The sequence below is a fragment of the Cohaesibacter sp. ES.047 genome (assembly GCF_900215505.1).
Taxonomy (GTDB): Bacteria; Pseudomonadota; Alphaproteobacteria; order Rhizobiales; family Cohaesibacteraceae; genus Cohaesibacter.
Window position 1 is genome coordinate 1,685,518 of the sequence record NZ_LT907844.1, and the last position, 16,996, is coordinate 1,702,513.

Here is a 16,996-nt window from a genome sequence, read left to right on the forward strand (position 1 = left end):
AGGGAGACGCCCGGCAGGCTGGATTTAACGGGGGAGACCCCAAACTAGGGAGAGAGAAATGAAACGCATTCTAATGGCTACCGCGTCGGCAGCTCTGATGAGCTTGTCTTCGCCCGTATGGGCTGACACGACGATCGAACTTCAGCGCTTCTTCGGTGCCTGTGAGGCTGACTATGGCGATGTAACGGATGTGTCCAAGGCTGTCGGCGAGTGCGGCATTATCACCGCGCTCATCAACAAATTCGAAGCGGACAATCCGGGCATCGACGTCAATGTCACTACCGTGGAATGGCCCGGCTATGACCAGTTGAACGCACAGTTGGCCTCCAACGCTGCTCCTGATGTGGTTTCCATGCACTATTCGGCCATTTCGGACTATTCATCCCGCGGTCTGTTGATCCCGCTTGATGAAGTTCTGAAAGCACAGGGCCTCAGCTCATCCGACTTCACCGAAGCGGGGATTGGTGGTGTAACCAAGGATGGCAAGATCTATGGTCTGCCATTTGATAACTGGACCATGCTGTTCCACGTCAACCTGAACCTGATGAAAGAAGCCGGTCTGGTCAATGCTGATGGCACCCCGATGCTGCCCAATTCCGTTGATGAATTCTTCGAACTTGGCAAGAAATTCAAGGAAGCCACCGGCAAACCCTATCTGGTGCAGATCTATGCCAACGAAACGGCAGCCTACACCCGTATCCTCTACACCCTTCTGCAGCAGCAGGAAGCGGAGTTCTTCTCCGATCCCAAACAGGTCAATCTGGTAACTCCAGAAGCCAAAGCTGCGGTTGAGTTCATGAAGAAAATCCATGACGAAGGTCTCAGCACCCTCGATATGGACTATTCGGCAGCAGTATCAGGCTTTGCAAGCGGTGAGGGCGGTATTGCGGTCAACGGTACATGGCTGATTGGTGATTATGATGCCCAGTCCAAGGAAGAGGGCAATGCGCTTTCGGGTGGCTACACGGTTTATCCCGTGCCGCAGTTCTTCCCCGCCAAGGACAGCACCTATGCGGATGGTCACGGCTGGGTCGTGCCGCGTGGTGATCGTGACGAAGAAAAAATGGAAGCGATTGGCAAGCTGTTCAAATTCCTGAAGGAAAATGACTTCGAATGGGCTCGTACCGGTCACCTTCCTGCGGTCAAGTCTGTTTTCGAAATGGACGAGTTCAAATCTCTGCCGCATCGCGACAATATCGCCAAAATCGCTGAAATCGGCCAGTCTTTGCCTGAGGAAGTGCTGCGTCAGTTCGCTATTCAGGATATCATCGGAGAAGAACTTGCTGCTGCCGTCAATGGTAACAAGTCTGTCGATGAAGCATTGGAAACCGCTCAGGCCCGTATCAACGACCTGCTTGAAAACATCTGATTTCAGGCGATTTGAGGAGCTTGAAAGACTGGCCGGTGGGTTTCGGCTCTCGGCCAGTCTGTAAATACCGCAAACAGGTAACCCCTGATTTCGGTTGGGTGTGATAGGGACTGGGACTGGGACCATGTGGTCCTTGGTTTTCCTTCCCATTGCAATGCAAGACATGCCAAAGGGCGCTCGGTTCTGGAGCGCCCTTTGTTTTTTTGCGCATGTAGGCTCTATGGTTTAGCTGAGGCTATTAGCGCGTTAATGTGGGCCGGGCCGGTTGGCCGGATGCGCGAAGGGTTGAGCGCCTTGATGGAATAATAGCCTCTGGTGATGTGATCCATGTCGACGGTTTCCGCGACACCGGGAAAGCGATAGATGCGCTCCATATAGGCGTTGAGGCGCGGATAGTCCTTTATCTGGCGGCGGTTGGTCTTGAAGATGCCGTGATAAGCCGCATCAAATCGGATCAACGTGACAAAGGTGCGGATGTCGGTTTCCGTCAGCCGGTCACCGAAGATATAGTCACCCTGCAGCCGATCCTCCAATTCATCAAGCATCGAGAAGACACCGTCCACGGCCTCGTCATAGGCTTCTTGTGTGGAGGCAAAGCCGGATTTGTAGACCCCGTTGTTGAGCAGGTCATAGATGTGCGGGTTGAGCGCGTCGATTTCCTCGGCAAGATCTAAGGGATAAAGGCGCAAATCCGATGGAGCGAGATGTTCAAAGACGGTGTCGAACATGCGCAGGATATCGGCGCTTTCGTTGTTGACCATCACATTGCGCTTCATGTCCCAAAGGACGGGAACGGTGGCCCGACCGGTGAAATGATTGTCGGCGCGCGTGTAGAGCTCGTGCATGTAGCGCGAGCCGAAGAGCGGATCTTCATCTGCGCCATCATAGCCGCCAAACTCCCAGCCATCGTCACCCAACATCGGGTTGACCACGGTCACCGGGATGAGCTCTTCAAGGCCCTTCAATTTCTGGGCGATGAGGGTGCGCGAAGCCCATGGACAGATGAGGGCGACATAGAGGCGATAGCGATCGGCTTCGGCCTCAAATCCGCCCTCGCCCGTTGGTCCGGGGCGTCCGTCCGGGGTGATCCAGTTACGGAAACCGGAGACCTGTCGCACGAAGCGACCCTTTTCATCCGCCTTCTGCACCGGTTGCCAGTTTCCTTTCCATTGACCGTTTACGAGCATGGTTTCTCTCCTCAGGCTTGATGGAAGACAAAAGACCGCATGGAGACGGACCCCAGATCGATGCTGTCTGTCATGAAGGTTAGTTCATCGGTGGGGTCTGAAGCGCCCGCGATCGTGAGGGCCGGTAGATAGTGATCAACACTTGGATGGGCCATGCGGAGCAGGGGGCCCAGTTTTTCTGTGTTGGACAAGGCACCGAAATCCCGGTCCGTCATTCTGTCGGCAAAGAGCGTGTCGAATTCGAGCGCGAAGTCTTGTGGCTTGCCGCCCATGCGCATGGCGCGGAGGTTGTGAACGACGTTGCCTGAGCCAAGGATCAGAACGCCCCGGTCCCGAAGGTCGGACAGGGCCTTGCCGATCTCGAGTTGATAGGCGAGGTCGCGGGTCATGTCGATCGAGATCTGGAAAACCGGAACGTCAGCGCCCGGATAGAGGAATTTCAAAACCGTCCATGCGCCGTGATCAAGGCCCCACGTGTCATCTTCTTTGGCGTGATGGCTCTGGAGCAGCGAGACCACCTCTCGGGCGAGCTCCGGATTGCCGGCGGCGGGATATTGCTGATTGTAGAGCGCATCGGGGAAGCCATAAAAATCATAAATCGTGCGCGGCGCAGCGGACACGTCAACCAGCGTCGTGCCGCGGGTCATCCAGTGGGCAGAGACCACAAGGATGGCCTTGGGGCTTGGCAGGGTTTGTCCCAGCTCGCTCCAGGCGCGGGAGTATTCGCTGTCTTCTATGGCGTTCATCGGGCTGCCGTGACCGAGAAAGACCAGCGGCATGCGATCGGATAGCGAAAGGCTGTCGCGCAAGCGTCTGAGTGCGTGTGCAGTGGTCATGATGTCTCTCCTCAAATCAGGCCCGAAATGGGTGGACCGCCCGAAAGGGGCGGCCCGTCTGGTTTGGCTCATCAATATGGACTTTGTGAGCCAAGGTCTTCAAGCAAAAGTCTTCAAGCAAACTGGCCAAGCGTGCGCTGTAGAACCGGAATGCGCAGGGCATAGGCTCCGCTGCCCAAAAAGGCGATTGCGGCTTGTGCGACGGCCCAGAAGAACGGGTATTCCCATCCGCCACCCTCGGCTGAGAAGGTCCAGCCATTGCCTGCATGAACCCAGACTGCGCCCAAGAGGATCGGGATCAGGCCGATGGAAACCAGGCGGGTCGCAACACCAAGAATGAGCGCGATGCCACCGGCGATTTCAGCAAAGATCGTCACATAGGCGAGGATGCCGGGAAGGCCAAGGCTTTCGAAGTAGCCGACAGTGCCGGCAATGGTGAAGACATTCACCTTCATCAGGCCATGGGCAAGAAAAAGAGCGCCACTGCTGACGCGCAGGAGGAGGGCGGCAAAATCGGTGTTTCTGGTAGAGGTCATGTCGTATCTCCTGATCCACGGTTCGACCAGATTGATCCAGAAAGCTGATCAAGCCGTGGTGTTGTTGCAATTGTGTCCGGCCTTGTTTGGGCCAGTCGCTCTGCCGGGTGTCTTGGCAGGGTGCGTTTGTTGATGTGGCCTCAAGATAGAGCTTGACCTCTTTCAATGAAATGGAGATTTTATAGAATGACTATCAACAAAATGTTCTAAATGAGGGTGAGATGGATCTGGTCGATGAATTGCGGGCCTTTGTGGCGACAGCCCAGACCGGGTCTTTTACGGCGGCGGCGGAACAACTGGCGGTCTCCAACCGGTTGACCTCGAAATATGTCGCCGAGCTTGAAGCGCGTGTCGGCGTGAGACTGCTGCAAAGGACGACGCGGCGGGTTGGCCTGACGCCTGCGGGGGAGGATCTGTTGGCGCGAGCGCCGGCGCTCATTGATGATCTGGATGATCTGATCGCGGAAATATCGGAAGGCTCCCATGGTTTTTCCGGTGTGATCCGTGTGTCTGCGCCGGTGACCTTTGGCGAGCTCTATGTCATCGGCATGCTAGAGCGCTTTGGAAAGGCAAACCCGAACCTTACCTTTGATTTGCGCCTGAACGATCGCTATGTGGATCTGGCAACGGAGGGGATTGATCTGTCCTTCAGGATGGGGCGATCGGACATGCTGTCCCTCAAGGAGCGCAAGATCGGCATGTCCCGGGCCATGCTGGTGGCGAGCCCGGATTATATCGCTGAACATGGGGCACCGCAGACACCTCAAGAGCTTGAGGGCCATGCGTGCATTGTCGATAGCAACCGGCGGTCACCGCGTCGCTGGACCTTTCGGCATGATGGTAAGGAAATGGTGGTGCAGGTTCATGGTCGCTTTCATGTCAATTCTGCACGGGGGGCGGCGGAGTTGGCTGCCCGTGGTCACGGCATCGCCTACACGCCTCATTTTGCTCTTCAGGATAGTTTGCAGAGCGGCGCCTTGGTGCCGGTGATGGAGGCGTTCGAGGGCGAAAGCAGCTTCCTTAATGCCGTCTATCTGGAAGGGCGTACTCTGCCGCGCAAGGTCAGGGCGTTGATCGATTTCGCCGTTGAGGATATTCGCGCCGCGGGTATTTTGTGACTGGGGCCAGGCCGATTGCAAGGACGTCTGCCTTTGAACTGGCTTCCCGTTCATGGCCAAGTGCGATATCCTGGTGATGCGTCCACCCGGACAGGCCGCAGAAGGACGGCAAAACCTCGCTCGGGCATCGTTGATGCTCAGGGGCTTGCGCTCCTGCGAGACGGGCCTTTAGGGAAATCGGAATGTTTGAGAAAGTATTGTCGGTCCTCAAGGTGGAACTGGTTCACGCCGCGATCATCTTTTCCATTCTGACCTTTGTTTCGATCCCTTTTTATGGGGAGATGAAAAACTCTCTTACTTCCAGTGAGTTGTTGCTCAATATGTATCGGTCCAGTCTCGAGACCGAGATTTCGCGCTACAAGTATCTGCCGTTCATTCTGTCGCAGAATGATAAGCTCGTAGAGATCCTGTTTGGCGAGATGGGTAAAGAGGAAAGTGGCTATTTCCTGCAGCGGACCAAATATGCCACCAATGTGTCCACGGTCTATGTGCTCGACAGCAACGGCAACACGGTGGCATCGAGCAACTGGCACACGGACGAGAGCTATATCGGCGAGAACTTCGGTTTTCAGCCCTATTTTGATGAAGCCATGGCGGGGCGTCTGGGGCAGTATTACGGTGCTGGCACCACTTCATCCAAGCCCGGCTTCTTCATTGCCTATGGCCTCAAGTCCAATGGTGAGATTGTCGGGGTCGTGTCCATCGAAATCCATCTTTCCGAGCTTGAGCAGGTCTGGCGTTCCGGGCCGGACGATGTCCTGGTCTATGATGTCAACGACGTGGTGTTCCTCAGCTCGAACAGGGATTGGAAATACAAGGTTCTGGGAAAGGAAAATGGGGCACCAATTCCCCCCACGCTTGATGCCTTTAGCGCGCCTTTCCAGACCGGCGCGCCCGACGATCAGTCTTTGGTCAAATGCTACCAGATCGGGGAAGCCAGCTTCTACAAGGATCCGCGTTTGGGGTGTTTGTTGCCAGCAACGCTCTCGATACAGGAAGAGATCATCGAATATGGCTGGACCATCCTGTCGCTCAAGAGCACGCGTCCGATCTATACTGCCCTGTGTCTTGTGGTCTTCATCAGCCTGCTGATCTATCTGATCCTCATTTTCTCCTATCGCAGTTTCAAGAACCGGTTCAACAAGAGTATCCAGAAGCTCAGAAACCAGGTGGTCGAGAACAGCAAGCTGGCGGCCATCGGCCAGATGGCGACCGAGGTGGCGCACGAGTTCAATCAGCCGCTCGCGGCAATCCATATGCTGCTCGATACGACCCGGCTTCTGTTGAAACGGCAGCGCTTTGACGAGGCCGATGACAATCTGGAGCTGATCTCCTCCCACATCGAGCGGATGGCTCAGCAGATGTCGCAAATGAAGTCCTTTGCGAGCCGTCATCGCGTGCCTCGGGGCAATGGGGAGGTCGTCAGTGTCGCCAACGCTACGATCAAGCTGTTCCGGCTCACACTGGAAAAGCAAAATGTGCAGTTGAATTTCCAGTCTTCCCAAAGCGAGTTGCATGTCTCTTGCAACGAAATCGGTCTCGAGCAGATCTTCAGCAACCTGATCAGCAACGCGCTTGATGCCATGGAGGGGCAGGTGCGCAAATGCCTGACCCTTGCGATCAGCAAAAGGGATGGCGAGGTGACTGTGCGGGTGCATGACAATGGCTGCGGCTTCAAGGACCCTTCGCGGATCTTCGAGTCCTTCTACTCTACCAAACAGAGAGGCACTGGTTTGGGGCTGGCGATTGTCAACGACATCATCGAGAACTCAGGCGGGTCCATATCCGCCCAGAATCATCCTGATGGCGGCGCAGAATTCGTCCTCAAATGGCGCGAACTGGTCGCCTGACCGCTGCGCCGGGCCAAAAGGTTGCGCTCAATCCGTTGAGGACTGGGACCCCGAGCGGTAGGCTTCGGGCTTGATTGCGTGGCGATTGAGCTTGTCATAAAGGGTCTTGCGCGGCAGCAGAAGCTGCTCGGCTGTGGAGCTGACACGGCCGCCGTTTTGCTGCAAAGCATCCTCGATCAAGCGCTTTTCGAAAGAATCGAGGGTTTCGGTGAGGCTCATGCGGTTGTCTTCCGACAGGGCGAAGCCCTCAAAGTCCGGCGTCAGCAGTCCAAGCACATATCGTTCGGTGACATGTTTCAGCTCTCGCACATTGCCGGGCCAGGACTGGGATTGCAACCAGACGATCAACTCCGGCTTGAGTTCGGGCATGGGGCGTTTGTAGTTCTGGGTTGCCTGGAAGGCAAAATGGTAGAAGAGTTCGGGAATGTCCTCGCGCCGCTCTCTCAACGGGGGGATGGTAATCGTCACGACATTGAGGCGATAGTAGAGATCGGAGCGGAACTCTTTTCGCTTGCTCATGGCGAGCAGGTCTTCCTTGGTTGCGGCAACCACGCGGCAATCCACCGGAATGATCTTGTTCTCGCCAAGGCGCTCCACACTGCGTTCCTGCAGCACACGCAGGAATTTGGCCTGAATATCCAATGGCATGCTTTCGATTTCGTCGAGAAACAGGGTGCCTTGATGGGCATGCTCGATCTTGCCGATCCGTTTTTTTGTAGCTCCCGTGAAGCTGCCCGCTTCGTGCCCGAACATTTCGCTTTCAAACAGGGTATCGGGGAAGGCGGCGCAATTGAGCGGAACGAAATGTCCCGTTCGCCGCTCGCTCCAGGCATGGATCATGTTGGCGACGACTTCCTTGCCGGTGCCGGTTTCGCCCTCGATCAGCACATCGACGTCGGTATCGGCGATGTTCAGGATCATCTCGCGGATGCGCTGCATGGCCTTGGATCGACCGATCATGACAGGGCCGTTCTTTGCCTTTTGTTCCAGTCTGAGCTGCTTGTGCTCGAGAACCAGACGGCGCTGTGCTATGGCACCTTCCAGAAGCTCCATCAGGCGCTTGGTGTTGCAGGGCTTTTCAATGAAATTATAGGCCCCTTCCTTGATGGCATTAACCGCCATTTCGACATCGCCATGTCCGGTGATCAGAACAACCGGGACCTGATCGTCGGTCTTCAGAACCTCGTGCATCAATTCGATGCCGGACATGCCGGGAAGCCGAACATCAGTAAGGACAATGGATGCCGGGTGGAGCTTGAGACGCCTTAAGCCTTCTTCGGCATTGTCAGCGGCGATCACTGCGAAGCCCGCCAGTTCCATGGATTGTTGATAGGCGAACTGGACGCTCTTATCATCCTCGATGTAGATGATCGAAACTTCGATTTGGTCCACTGTCTGGTCCCTCTCCCAAGTGAAAGGCAATCATAGAGCATGATTGGGAGGATTGCCATTGTGGTGATTTTGAGGGTGGTCTCTGCGTATCTCGGTTGGGGATAGCAGATTGTGGTGTGCGGATTTCGTGACAAACCCCATTATGGCTGGCTGGAGAAGCGCACAACCTCCTGACTGTCCGGCTATGATTGCGGGGCGAGGGTCGGTGACTTGCCGTTGATCACGCTTTGCATCCCGGGGTGGGCTTTGGTGCTTCCGACAGGGTGAGACTGCTTTCATATTCGTGTAAATATATTTATTTTCAATGACTTAATTTTTTATTGGTTTCGTGTTTGGAGTAGGCTTTGTGGCTTGATTTTCTTCCGGGTGCGGCATTACTGCACCTTTTGGCACGACCCTTGCTACTGGTGTTGGGTGTACACGCATCGCCGTCGCCATTGGATGGAGATCCGCACAGGCGGCGATTGACTGGCATCAGTGCAACTTGGTCTGTTATAGGAGTATGACCGGGTTGGAGTGGTGCCAAGAGCAAAAGTAGAAACTGCAAGACAGGGAGGAAAATCAATGATCCGTTTTGCAAGCATTCTTGGCGCTGGCCTCATGGCGCTGTCTCTGGCAACGCCAACCTTGGCTGCCGACGTTACCCTTAAACTTGGCCATATCGCCGTTCCCGAGCATCCCTACGGCAAGGGTGCTGACTATTTCGCCAAACTGGTTGGCGAGAAAAGCAACGGCTCCATCGATGTGAAGGTTTTCCCGAGCTCCCAGCTTGGTGGCCAGAAAGATCTCATCGAAGGCATGGTCTTTGGTGCTGTCGATATGGCTCTGGTCGGAACCGCCGTACTTGGTCAGTTCCAGCCGCAGATTTCCATCTTCGACATGCCCTTCCTGTTTGATGATCGTGAGCATGCCTACAAATCCCTCGACACCGTCGGAATGGATCTTGGCAAATCGCTCGAAGGCCGTGGCCTCAAGCTGCTTGGCTACATGGAAAACGGCATTCGCCATCTGACCAACGATGTCCGCCCGGTTAAGACGCCAGATGATATGGCTGACATGAAGGTCCGCGTGATGACCAACAAGGTCTTCGTTGAAATGATGAAGTCCCTTGGTGCGTCCCCGACCCCGATGGCATTCAGCGAGCTCTATTCTGCCATGCAGCAGGGCACCGTTGACGGTCAGGAAAACCCGTCCGCCCACATCTTCACCAAGCGTTTCTACGAAGTTCAGAAATACGCGTCCAAGACCGCGCACGCCTACTCGCCAGAGCCAATGCTGATTTCCATGATCAGCTGGGGCAAACTCAATGATGAGCAGAAAGCCATCATTCAGGAAGCCGCCAAGGAAGCGATTGACTGGCAGCGTCAGGTCTCCGAAGAGCAGGACAACGAATATTGGAAAGAGATCAAGGCAACCGGCAAGATGGATGTCATTGAAGTGGATCGGTCCAAATTCAAGGAAGCCACTGCGCCTGTCTATGAAATGTTCGCCGAAACCGTCGGTCAGGACAACATCGACAAGATCAAGGCTCTCAGCACCAAATAAGGTCATTTGAGCGGCAGAGTCTTCTCTGCCAACGGGTTCCCTTACCCAAGACCATGCCTCGGGGCGTCTCCCCGGGGTGTGATCCGCTCCTCCCCGCAAGGCCTGAAAGCCGGTCGGGAGGCCAGCACCACGCTCCGTTTAACGCTCCGGGGTGATGGTGTTCGGCGCAATGACCCCACGTCTGGGCTGTTGATGTCAAAGATGTTCACTGGCGCTTTCCGGCTGTTTCTCTCGCGCATGCAAATCCTGACTGCTGTGAGGGGTGCCTCAGCTTTCCAAAGGTTCAAATAAAATGGACAGCATTTTCAAACTCCTGCGCAAATTCCTCTACGGCATTTCTGTTGCCGCGATGGTCGTCATGCTGGTGATCATCTTCTTACAGGTTATCACGCGCTATATTTTCGGTTTCTCGTTCGAATGGTCCGAAGAGCTCGCGCGCTTCCTGTTCGTCTGGGTCGTGTTTCTGGGGTCGGCGCTCATCATGGGTGAAGATGGCCATCTTGCCGTTGAGCTTCTGCCGCGGATCCTGAATGGCACAAAACCGGGGTTCGTCCTCAACATCTTTATCAATCTATGTGGTTATGCCTTCATCCTGCTGCTGATCGTTCAGGGCTGGAAAATGACCGAAACCATGACATTCCAGACTTCGCCGGGCCTTGGTATCTCCATGAGCTACATTTACATCATCATGCCGGTCTCCGGTGTCTTGATGCTGATGTATCACGTCAAGGACACCATCAAGATCTTCCGTGACCTGATCAATGGTCCGGATGACGACGCTGCGGCTCAGGCAAAGTAGGGGGAACACCATAATGGAAACTGCACTTATTCTCGGATTTGTGGTGTTGGCTCTGATCGGGGTTCCGGTCGCCTATGCCCTGACACTGTCTGTCTCCTTCGTGCTGGTCTGGTATATGGACCTGCCGCAGGTGCTGATCATCAACAATCTGTTCTCCGGTATCGACTCCTTCTCCTTCATGGCGGTGCCTTTCTTCATGCTGGCAGGCGCCTTCATGTCGGCAGGCGGTGTGACGTCGCGCCTTGTCAATGTGGCGCAGGCGATGGTCGGCTCCTTCACCGGTGGCCTGTCACAGGCCGTTGCCGTGGCGGGCATGTTCTTTGCCGCGATTTCCGGCTCCTCTGCGGCCACCACGGCGGCCATCGGTTCGACGATGGTCAACGAGATGGAGCGCAAAGGCTACAAGCGCGAGATGGCAACGGGCATCGTGGCCGCTGCCGGGACCGTCGGCATCGTGATCCCGCCTTCGATCACCTTTGTGGTTTATGGGGTCATCGCCAACGTCTCGATCGGCGATCTGTTCATGGCCGGTGTCGTGCCGGGTCTGCTGATGGGCGGCGTGATGTGCGGCATGGGCTGGTATCTTGCCAAGAAGCACCAGATCCCGCCTGATGGCTCCTTCTCTTGCGTCCGGCTCGGCAAAGCCGTCAAAGACGCCTTCTGGGCTCTGATGACACCGGTTATCATCATCGGAGGTATCTATAGCGGCATCTTCACGCCGACTGAGGCGGCCGCTGTTGCTGCTGTCTATGGTATCGTTGTCGGGCTCTTCATCTATCGTGAGTTGGCACTAAAAGATTTCCCGCAGATCATCTTCAAGGCCGTGATTGGCACCACGCTGATCATGTTCCTTGTAGGTGCTGCGCGGGTCTTTGGCTGGCTGATGACCAACCTGCAGATCCCGCACATGATTGGGGAAACGGTCACTCAGCTCACTTCGTCGCCAGTCCTGTTCCTGTTGATCATGAACGTGCTGTTGCTGGTGCTCGGCACGCTGGTGAATGCGTCGGCGGCGGTCGTCATTCTGACGCCGATCTTCCTGCCGGTTGCCATTGCAATGGGCATCGATCCGATCCACTTCGGCGTGGTCATGGTCGTGAACCTTGCCATCGGCTGCATCACGCCTCCGGTCGGGCTGGATCTGTTCGTGGCCAGTGCGATCACCAAGGTGCCGCTTGAAAAGGTCATGAAGGCGACGACGCCCTATCTGTTGGCGTTGATTGCGGCGTTGCTGGTCATCTCCATGGTTCCGGCTGTGTCAACAACCCTGCCTTACCTCTTTAAATAGAGCCTCTCAAGACGTCGTTGGTAGCGCGGTGGGGGCGCTGACGACAGAGGCCCGGATGGAATACCATCCGGGCCTTCTTTTTGCTTCAAGTCTGTCTTTCAGGACAGGATCAGGAATAACGATAAGGCACGCCAGCCTTTTCCATGACCTGATTATATTCCTTGAAGATGTCGATGACCTTGCGGGCGCGTTCGTTCTCGGACGCCAGTTCTTCCCAGAAGTCTTCGGCATCCTTGACGACGGTATCCCATTCTTCTGCGGGAATCGTGGTCAGTTCCATCTTGTCGCCATGGACGCGCAGTTCCGCTTCGCCGCCCCAGTACCAGACCTGACGATAATAGTGGGACTGGTCGATGGTGATCTTGTAGAGCTCCTGCAGGTGCGGCGGTACTTTGGCCCAGCTCTCCGAGTTCACGAAGTAGGAACCGCACCATGCGCCGGTGACGTTGTTCAAAAGGGCATAGTTGCAGACATCCGCCCAACCCACTTCGTAAGCTTCGGTGAAACCGCACCACGCAACGCCGTCAAGCTCGCCGGTCTGAAGGGCCACTTCCACGTCTTCCCAAGGTACGGTTACAGGAATGAGGCCGTAACGGGCAAGGAAGCGACCGGCGGTCGGGACGCCAAAGACGCGCTTGCCAGCCATGTCGGCGATGGAGTTGATCGGTTCTTTGGTGAAGATGTGGCAGGGATCCCAAGCGCCAGCTGAAATCCACTCGACGCCTTCGATTTCGTCGTAGGCTTCCTTCCAGATCTTGTCGAGGCCGTAACGCTGGAAGAGCACCGGCAGATCGAGGCTGTAGCGGGTGGAGAAGGGGAAGTAGCCGCCAAAGGCTGCCACGTCAGCAGGCGATGCCATGGTGGCGTCATCGGACTGGACCGCATCAAGGGTGCCGTTCTGCAGCGAGCGGAACAGCTCGGAGGTCGGGACGAGCTGGTCGGCATAGTAGAGCTCGATTTCCATTTCGCCGTTGGCGGCCTTGTTGAAGGCATCAATCTGCGGCTTGATCACATGGGCGCCGAGCGGCGCGCCGGAGTAGGACTGCAGGCGCCATTTGATCGGGGCCTGTGCCTTGACAATAGCGGGCGTTGCCAGCGTCGCGGCGCCACCAAGGCCTGCGGTTTTCAGAAAGTTACGTCTCGAAGTCATTGTTGTCTCCTCAAGAAGGGTAGAAGGGGATTGCTGGCGGGCTTTTGCCCGCTCATCTTTTCGTTGGTTCGGGGTTGGGCCCGATTATTTGCCATAGACATAATCCGGTAGCCACAGAGCGATTTCCGGGAAGAACATCAACAGCATGAGCGATACGACCATGAGACCGACAAACGGAATGATCGACGCATAGATGTCGCGAATTCCGATGGTTGGCGGCGCCATGGCGCGCATCAGGAAGAGGTTGTAGCCAAATGGCGGGGTCATGTAGGCGATTTGCGTGGTGATGGTGTAGAGCACGCCATACCAGATGAGATCGAAGCCAAGCACCTTGACCAGCGGCACATAAAGCGGAGCCACGATGACCAGCATCGCCGTGTCATCAAGAAAGGTGCCCATGATGAGGAAGCTCAACTGCATCAGGATCAGGATGGTCCAGGGATCAAGTCCGAGTTGTTCGGTGAAGAGGAACTTGATCGCATTGACTGCGCCAAGGCCGTCGAACACGGCACCAAAGCACAGCGCCGCCAGAATGATCCACATGAACATGCAGGAGATGGCAAGTGTCTGGCGCACCGAGGTCTCGAACACCTTCCATGTCATGCGGCGCTTCAGGATGGCGGCGAGAAAGGCCGTCATGGCACCGATGGCCGAGCTTTCTACCAGCGACGTATACCCTTTGATGAAGGGGATCATCATGGCAAAGAAGATGCCGAGTGGCAGAAGGCCGGCGCTCAAGAGCCTCAGCTTCTCCTTCGTGGCGACGCCTGCGGTTTCTTCCTTGCTGATCGCGGGGCCGAGGTTGGGCTGGAAATGGCAGCGTATCGCGATATAGAGGATGAAGAGGCCAGCCATCATCAGACCGGGAATGACGCCCGCGAGCCAGAGCTGCCCCACCGGCTGGCGGGCAATCATGGCATAGAGCACGAGCACCACGGATGGCGGCACAAGGATGCCTAACGAGGAACCCGCCTGGATGACCCCCGTCACCATCCGCTTGTCATAGTTTCTTTTGAGCAGTTCTGGCAGGGCGATGGTTGCGCCGATGGCCATGCCAGCAACGGACAGGCCATTCATGGCCGAGATCAGCACCATCAGGCCGATGGTGCCGATGGCAAGGCCGCCGTTTATCGGTCCCATCCAGACATGGAACATCTTGTAAAGGTCGTCGGCGATCTTGCTCTCGGAGAGCACGTAGCCCATGAAAATGAACATGGGCAGGGTCAGCATCGGGTACCATTTCATGACCTTCATGGCGGCCGAGAATGGCAGGTTCGAGCCGCCCGGCCCCCACAGCAGTAGGGCCGCAATGGCGGCGATGCCACCAATCGCGCCGAAGACGCGCTGCCCGGTGAGCAGCATCAGCATCAGCGACGAGAACATCAATATGGCGATCATTTCCTGTGACATCAGGCAGTTGCTCCTCTTAGTCGGGCAATGTCCTTGATCAGTTCAGAAATGGCCTGAAGCAGCATAAGGAAGAAACCAACACACATGATGGCCTTGACCGGCCAGATATAGGGACGCCAAAGGCTGGGATTCCGCTCGCCATATTCAACGGAATAGGCGGTGGATTCGATGCCGCCATAGAGCAGGACGCCGAGATAAAGGATGAGCAGAAGGATCGTGAAGCTGTCGACCCAGGCCCGTTTGCGCAAGGACCAGTTGCCGTAGAACAGATCCATGCGGACGTTGGCACCCAGCTGGATCGAATAGGGGCCACCCAAAATGTAATAGGCGGCCAGAGCGAACTGGGCGACTTCCAGCGTCCAGAAAGCAGGCACGACAAACAGGGCTTTGGAAATGGTTGACCAGAGCAGGATGCCGACGATGACGAAGACGCCAAACATCATGACGCGGCCGATGTAATAGTTGACCCGGTCGACCACTCTGACGTAGCCGACAGCCAGCGGATGCATGTCTGCTGTCTTGAAAATTTCTTCGATGTCGATCATGACGCCCCCGCTTGTTGGGAGCACGGGTCAGACGTTCGCGTGGGCGCGTCAGTCTGACATGGTCTGGAAGCCTGCATAGTACCCTCTGTCTTGTTTTTTAACAGACTTGCAGGAATTTCAACTTTTGCAAAGAGTAAAATGATCAAATCGTCAAAAAATACTAAAAACAGTTGAAATATAATGACTTAAGAAATTAATAGCAGTGACTAAAAAATGACTATTCGTTCAAAAATTAGGCGCAACATTGCTTCTTGGAGCCGCAGTTTTAAGGTGACTCCAATTGGTCGGACGTGGTTTCGCATGCCGCTGACGGTCTGCTTCTGGTGATGCGTTGTTCCCTTGCTCCATTGCTCATGTTTTGAGGTTTGGCGATATGGATTGCTCTATGCAAATCCCATTCCAGTTTCGCCTAAAGTATAAAATGGATAGAGCGTGCGTGTGTCGGTGAGCGGCCAAGACGCAAATGGCCGAATTCTGCAGATTTTTGGCTGTCCGGAGAGGCTTGTGATTGCAAGGCGTAGTTGTTGGCTGCCTAGCTGTTGCCCCAACTGCGAGCAATTTTGATGGCCTGCCTAAATTTTAGCAGGTAGGGAGCAAACTGGTTTTTTGGTTTGCAATGACCAAAATCGATTTTTGCAGGCAGATCCGTTCCTGCCTGCTCGGATGCGAGCGACAAAGTGCCCAGCCCGGTCAACTCGGGAAAATGGGCCGGGCGGATGGTGCGTCCGGTCGTGTCGGCAAGGAATTGGGTAAAGTAGGGATTGGTGCACATGCCCCCATCAATCAGCAGCTCATCGGCCATTGGTACGCACATGTGCATGGCGTCGATCACCTCTGCAGTTCGCAGGGCGATGCCTTCAAGGATTGCCTGCATCAGATCGGCAGGTTGGTGGTCGATGCTCAGGCCGAGCCAGCATCCTCTTGTGTCGCTGCTCCAGTGTGGGCAGCCAAGGCCGGTCAGTGCTGGCACGAAGGTGAGGCCGCGTTCGATGGCGGGGGTGGCGTCAAACTGGCTGATTGCTGAAAAGTCAGAGAAGAGGCCGAGCGAGCGCCCCCAGTTGACCGCGGCGCTTGCCGAAAAGACGCCGCCATCAAGGGCGTAAACCGCGGGTTTGTCATGCGTTTGCCAGGCGACCGTCGGCAGAAGGCCAAGGTCGGAGCGGTTGATGATCTCGTTGCCGGTGACCATCAGCGCAAAGGCTCCGGTGCCAAAGGTGACTTTTGCCTCGCCTCTTTCCCTGCAACCAAATCCATAAAGGGCGGCTTGCTGGTCAACAATGCTTGCGGTTACCGGGACGGGGCCGTGGTCGGTGGAGATGCTGCCGAAGTCGCCGGTGGTTGGAACAATGGTGGGCAGACATTGGATGGGAATGCCGAAGAGATCACAAAGGGTTTCGTCCCATGTGAGCGTCTTGAGATTCATCAAGGACGTGCGGCTTGCGGTGCTCACGTCGGTGACGCAGTGGCCCGTCAGGCGATGAAGAAAGAAAGCGTCGGTTGTGCCAAGGCGCAGCGTTCCGCGTGTCAGGGCGTCTTTTGCCTTTGGCTGGGTTTTGAGGATCCAGCCAAGCTTACTGGCGGAAAAATAGGGATCAAGCGGCAGGCCTGCTCTGGCAAGGGTTTCATCTTCCGCGCCCGCTTCGCGCAGGATATCAAGGTGAGCTGCCGTGCGGTTGTCCTGCCAGACAATGACCGGCGAAAGGGCTTCAAGGGTCTCGGCGTCCCATGCAAGGCAGCTTTCGCCCTGATTGTCGATGCCGATGGCGTCGAGCGGTCCGCAGGCATTGATGCAGGCAAGAATGTTTCTGATAAGCTCTTCTGGATCATGCTCAACCCAGCCATCCTCAGGATAGCGCTGTTCGTGGCTTTCCGTATGGATGACCTGGATGCGACCATCCTCGTCCACCATGATGGCTCGGGTGCTGGTTGTTCCCTGATCTATGCTTGCGATGCGCATCTAGGTCTGGTTCC

General features: G+C 55.8%; 14 protein-coding genes. 6 read left to right on the forward strand and 8 right to left on the reverse strand.

Annotated features, from left to right (window positions below; all coding sequences use genetic code 11):
* The first annotated feature begins 58 nt into the window (after positions 1-58).
* Positions 59-1,369: an extracellular solute-binding protein gene (locus CPH65_RS07530; protein ID WP_096172920.1), complete on the forward strand. Its 1,311-nt coding sequence runs from the start codon at positions 59-61 to the stop codon at positions 1,367-1,369.
* Positions 1,370-1,587: 218 nt separating this feature from the next.
* Here CPH65_RS07530 and CPH65_RS07535 read toward each other — a convergent pair whose 3' ends face one another.
* The 3 genes from CPH65_RS07535 to CPH65_RS07545 form a co-directional block, all read right to left on the reverse strand.
* A complete protein-coding gene (locus tag CPH65_RS07535; RefSeq protein ID WP_096172921.1) occupies positions 1,588-2,556 on the reverse strand; it encodes a glutathione S-transferase family protein in 969 nt (322 codons plus the stop codon).
* Between the two features lie 11 nt (positions 2,557-2,567).
* Positions 2,568-3,392 carry a 4,5-DOPA dioxygenase extradiol gene (gene ygiD, locus CPH65_RS07540; RefSeq protein ID WP_096172922.1) on the reverse strand — a complete coding sequence of 275 codons (825 nt, stop codon included), beginning with the start codon at positions 3,390-3,392 and terminating at the stop codon, positions 2,568-2,570.
* A 113-nt stretch (positions 3,393-3,505) separates the two neighbouring features.
* Positions 3,506-3,928, reverse strand: a complete 423-nt coding sequence (locus CPH65_RS07545; RefSeq protein ID WP_096172923.1) for a DoxX family protein — start codon at positions 3,926-3,928, stop codon at positions 3,506-3,508.
* A gap of 221 nt (positions 3,929-4,149) precedes the next feature.
* Between CPH65_RS07545 and CPH65_RS07550 the strand changes: the two genes are divergently transcribed.
* Both CPH65_RS07550 and CPH65_RS07555 read left to right on the forward strand, forming a co-directional pair.
* Positions 4,150-5,046, forward strand: a complete 897-nt coding sequence (locus tag CPH65_RS07550) for a LysR family transcriptional regulator (RefSeq protein WP_096172924.1) — start codon at positions 4,150-4,152, stop codon at positions 5,044-5,046.
* A 182-nt stretch (positions 5,047-5,228) separates the two neighbouring features.
* Positions 5,229-6,896, forward strand: a complete 1,668-nt coding sequence (locus tag CPH65_RS07555; protein WP_096172925.1) for an ATP-binding protein — start codon at positions 5,229-5,231, stop codon at positions 6,894-6,896.
* Between the two features lie 27 nt (positions 6,897-6,923).
* Here CPH65_RS07555 and CPH65_RS07560 read toward each other — a convergent pair whose 3' ends face one another.
* On the reverse strand, positions 6,924-8,288 hold the full coding sequence (locus CPH65_RS07560; RefSeq protein WP_096172926.1) for a sigma-54 dependent transcriptional regulator: 1,365 nt from the start codon (positions 8,286-8,288) through the stop codon (positions 6,924-6,926).
* A 564-nt stretch (positions 8,289-8,852) separates the two neighbouring features.
* On the opposite strand from CPH65_RS07560, the gene CPH65_RS07565 reads away from it, so the two are divergent.
* The 3 genes from CPH65_RS07565 to CPH65_RS07575 all read left to right on the forward strand — a co-directional run bounded on the left by CPH65_RS07565 (position 8,853) and on the right by CPH65_RS07575 (position 11,920).
* On the forward strand, positions 8,853-9,833 hold the full coding sequence (locus CPH65_RS07565; RefSeq protein WP_096172927.1) for a DctP family TRAP transporter solute-binding subunit: 981 nt from the start codon (positions 8,853-8,855) through the stop codon (positions 9,831-9,833).
* A 292-nt stretch (positions 9,834-10,125) separates the two neighbouring features.
* Positions 10,126-10,632, forward strand: coding sequence for a TRAP transporter small permease (locus CPH65_RS07570; RefSeq protein WP_096172928.1), 507 nt, complete (start codon positions 10,126-10,128; stop codon positions 10,630-10,632).
* Between the two features lie 13 nt (positions 10,633-10,645).
* On the forward strand, positions 10,646-11,920 hold the full coding sequence (locus CPH65_RS07575; protein ID WP_096172929.1) for a TRAP transporter large permease: 1,275 nt from the start codon (positions 10,646-10,648) through the stop codon (positions 11,918-11,920).
* 109 nt (positions 11,921-12,029) lie between these two features.
* Here the strand turns inward: CPH65_RS07575 and CPH65_RS07580 are convergent, their stop codons facing one another.
* From CPH65_RS07580 to CPH65_RS07595, 4 genes are all read right to left on the reverse strand, one after another.
* The gene (locus CPH65_RS07580; protein WP_096172930.1) at positions 12,030-13,070 is read right to left on the reverse strand and encodes a substrate-binding domain-containing protein; all 1,041 of its coding nucleotides are present in this window, start codon (positions 13,068-13,070) and stop codon (positions 12,030-12,032) included.
* An 84-nt stretch (positions 13,071-13,154) separates the two neighbouring features.
* Positions 13,155-14,480 (reverse strand): TRAP transporter large permease subunit, encoded by a 1,326-nt coding sequence (locus CPH65_RS07585; protein ID WP_096172931.1) that lies wholly within the window; start codon positions 14,478-14,480, stop codon positions 13,155-13,157.
* A complete protein-coding gene (locus CPH65_RS07590; protein WP_244574566.1) occupies positions 14,480-15,025 on the reverse strand; it encodes a TRAP transporter small permease subunit in 546 nt (181 codons plus the stop codon). Before CPH65_RS07590 ends, CPH65_RS07585 begins: the two co-directional genes overlap by 1 nt.
* Before the next feature lie 532 nt (positions 15,026-15,557).
* On the reverse strand, positions 15,558-16,982 hold the full coding sequence (locus CPH65_RS07595; protein ID WP_096172932.1) for an FGGY family carbohydrate kinase: 1,425 nt from the start codon (positions 16,980-16,982) through the stop codon (positions 15,558-15,560).
* Between the last annotated feature and the right edge of the window lie 14 nt (positions 16,983-16,996).

Bases quoted from the DNA above. Each gene is read 5' to 3' on its own strand.
- CPH65_RS07530 (WP_096172920.1), top strand. From the start codon at position 59: ATGAAACGCATTCTAATGGCTACCGCGTCGGCAGCTCTGATGAGCTTG.
- CPH65_RS07535 (WP_096172921.1), bottom strand. From the start codon at position 2,556: ATGCTCGTAAACGGTCAATGGAAAGGAAACTGGCAACCGGTGCAGAAG.
- ygiD (WP_096172922.1), bottom strand. From the start codon at position 3,392: ATGACCACTGCACACGCACTCAGACGCTTGCGCGACAGCCTTTCGCTA.
- CPH65_RS07545 (WP_096172923.1), bottom strand. From the start codon at position 3,928: ATGACCTCTACCAGAAACACCGATTTTGCCGCCCTCCTCCTGCGCGTC.
- CPH65_RS07550 (WP_096172924.1), top strand. From the start codon at position 4,150: ATGGATCTGGTCGATGAATTGCGGGCCTTTGTGGCGACAGCCCAGACC.
- CPH65_RS07555 (WP_096172925.1), top strand. From the start codon at position 5,229: ATGTTTGAGAAAGTATTGTCGGTCCTCAAGGTGGAACTGGTTCACGCC.
- CPH65_RS07565 (WP_096172927.1), top strand. From the start codon at position 8,853: ATGATCCGTTTTGCAAGCATTCTTGGCGCTGGCCTCATGGCGCTGTCT.
- CPH65_RS07570 (WP_096172928.1), top strand. From the start codon at position 10,126: ATGGACAGCATTTTCAAACTCCTGCGCAAATTCCTCTACGGCATTTCT.
- CPH65_RS07575 (WP_096172929.1), top strand. From the start codon at position 10,646: ATGGAAACTGCACTTATTCTCGGATTTGTGGTGTTGGCTCTGATCGGG.
- CPH65_RS07580 (WP_096172930.1), bottom strand. From the start codon at position 13,070: ATGACTTCGAGACGTAACTTTCTGAAAACCGCAGGCCTTGGTGGCGCC.
- CPH65_RS07585 (WP_096172931.1), bottom strand. From the start codon at position 14,480: ATGTCACAGGAAATGATCGCCATATTGATGTTCTCGTCGCTGATGCTG.
- CPH65_RS07590 (WP_244574566.1), bottom strand. From the start codon at position 15,025: ATGATCGACATCGAAGAAATTTTCAAGACAGCAGACATGCATCCGCTG.
- CPH65_RS07595 (WP_096172932.1), bottom strand. From the start codon at position 16,982: ATGCGCATCGCAAGCATAGATCAGGGAACAACCAGCACCCGAGCCATC.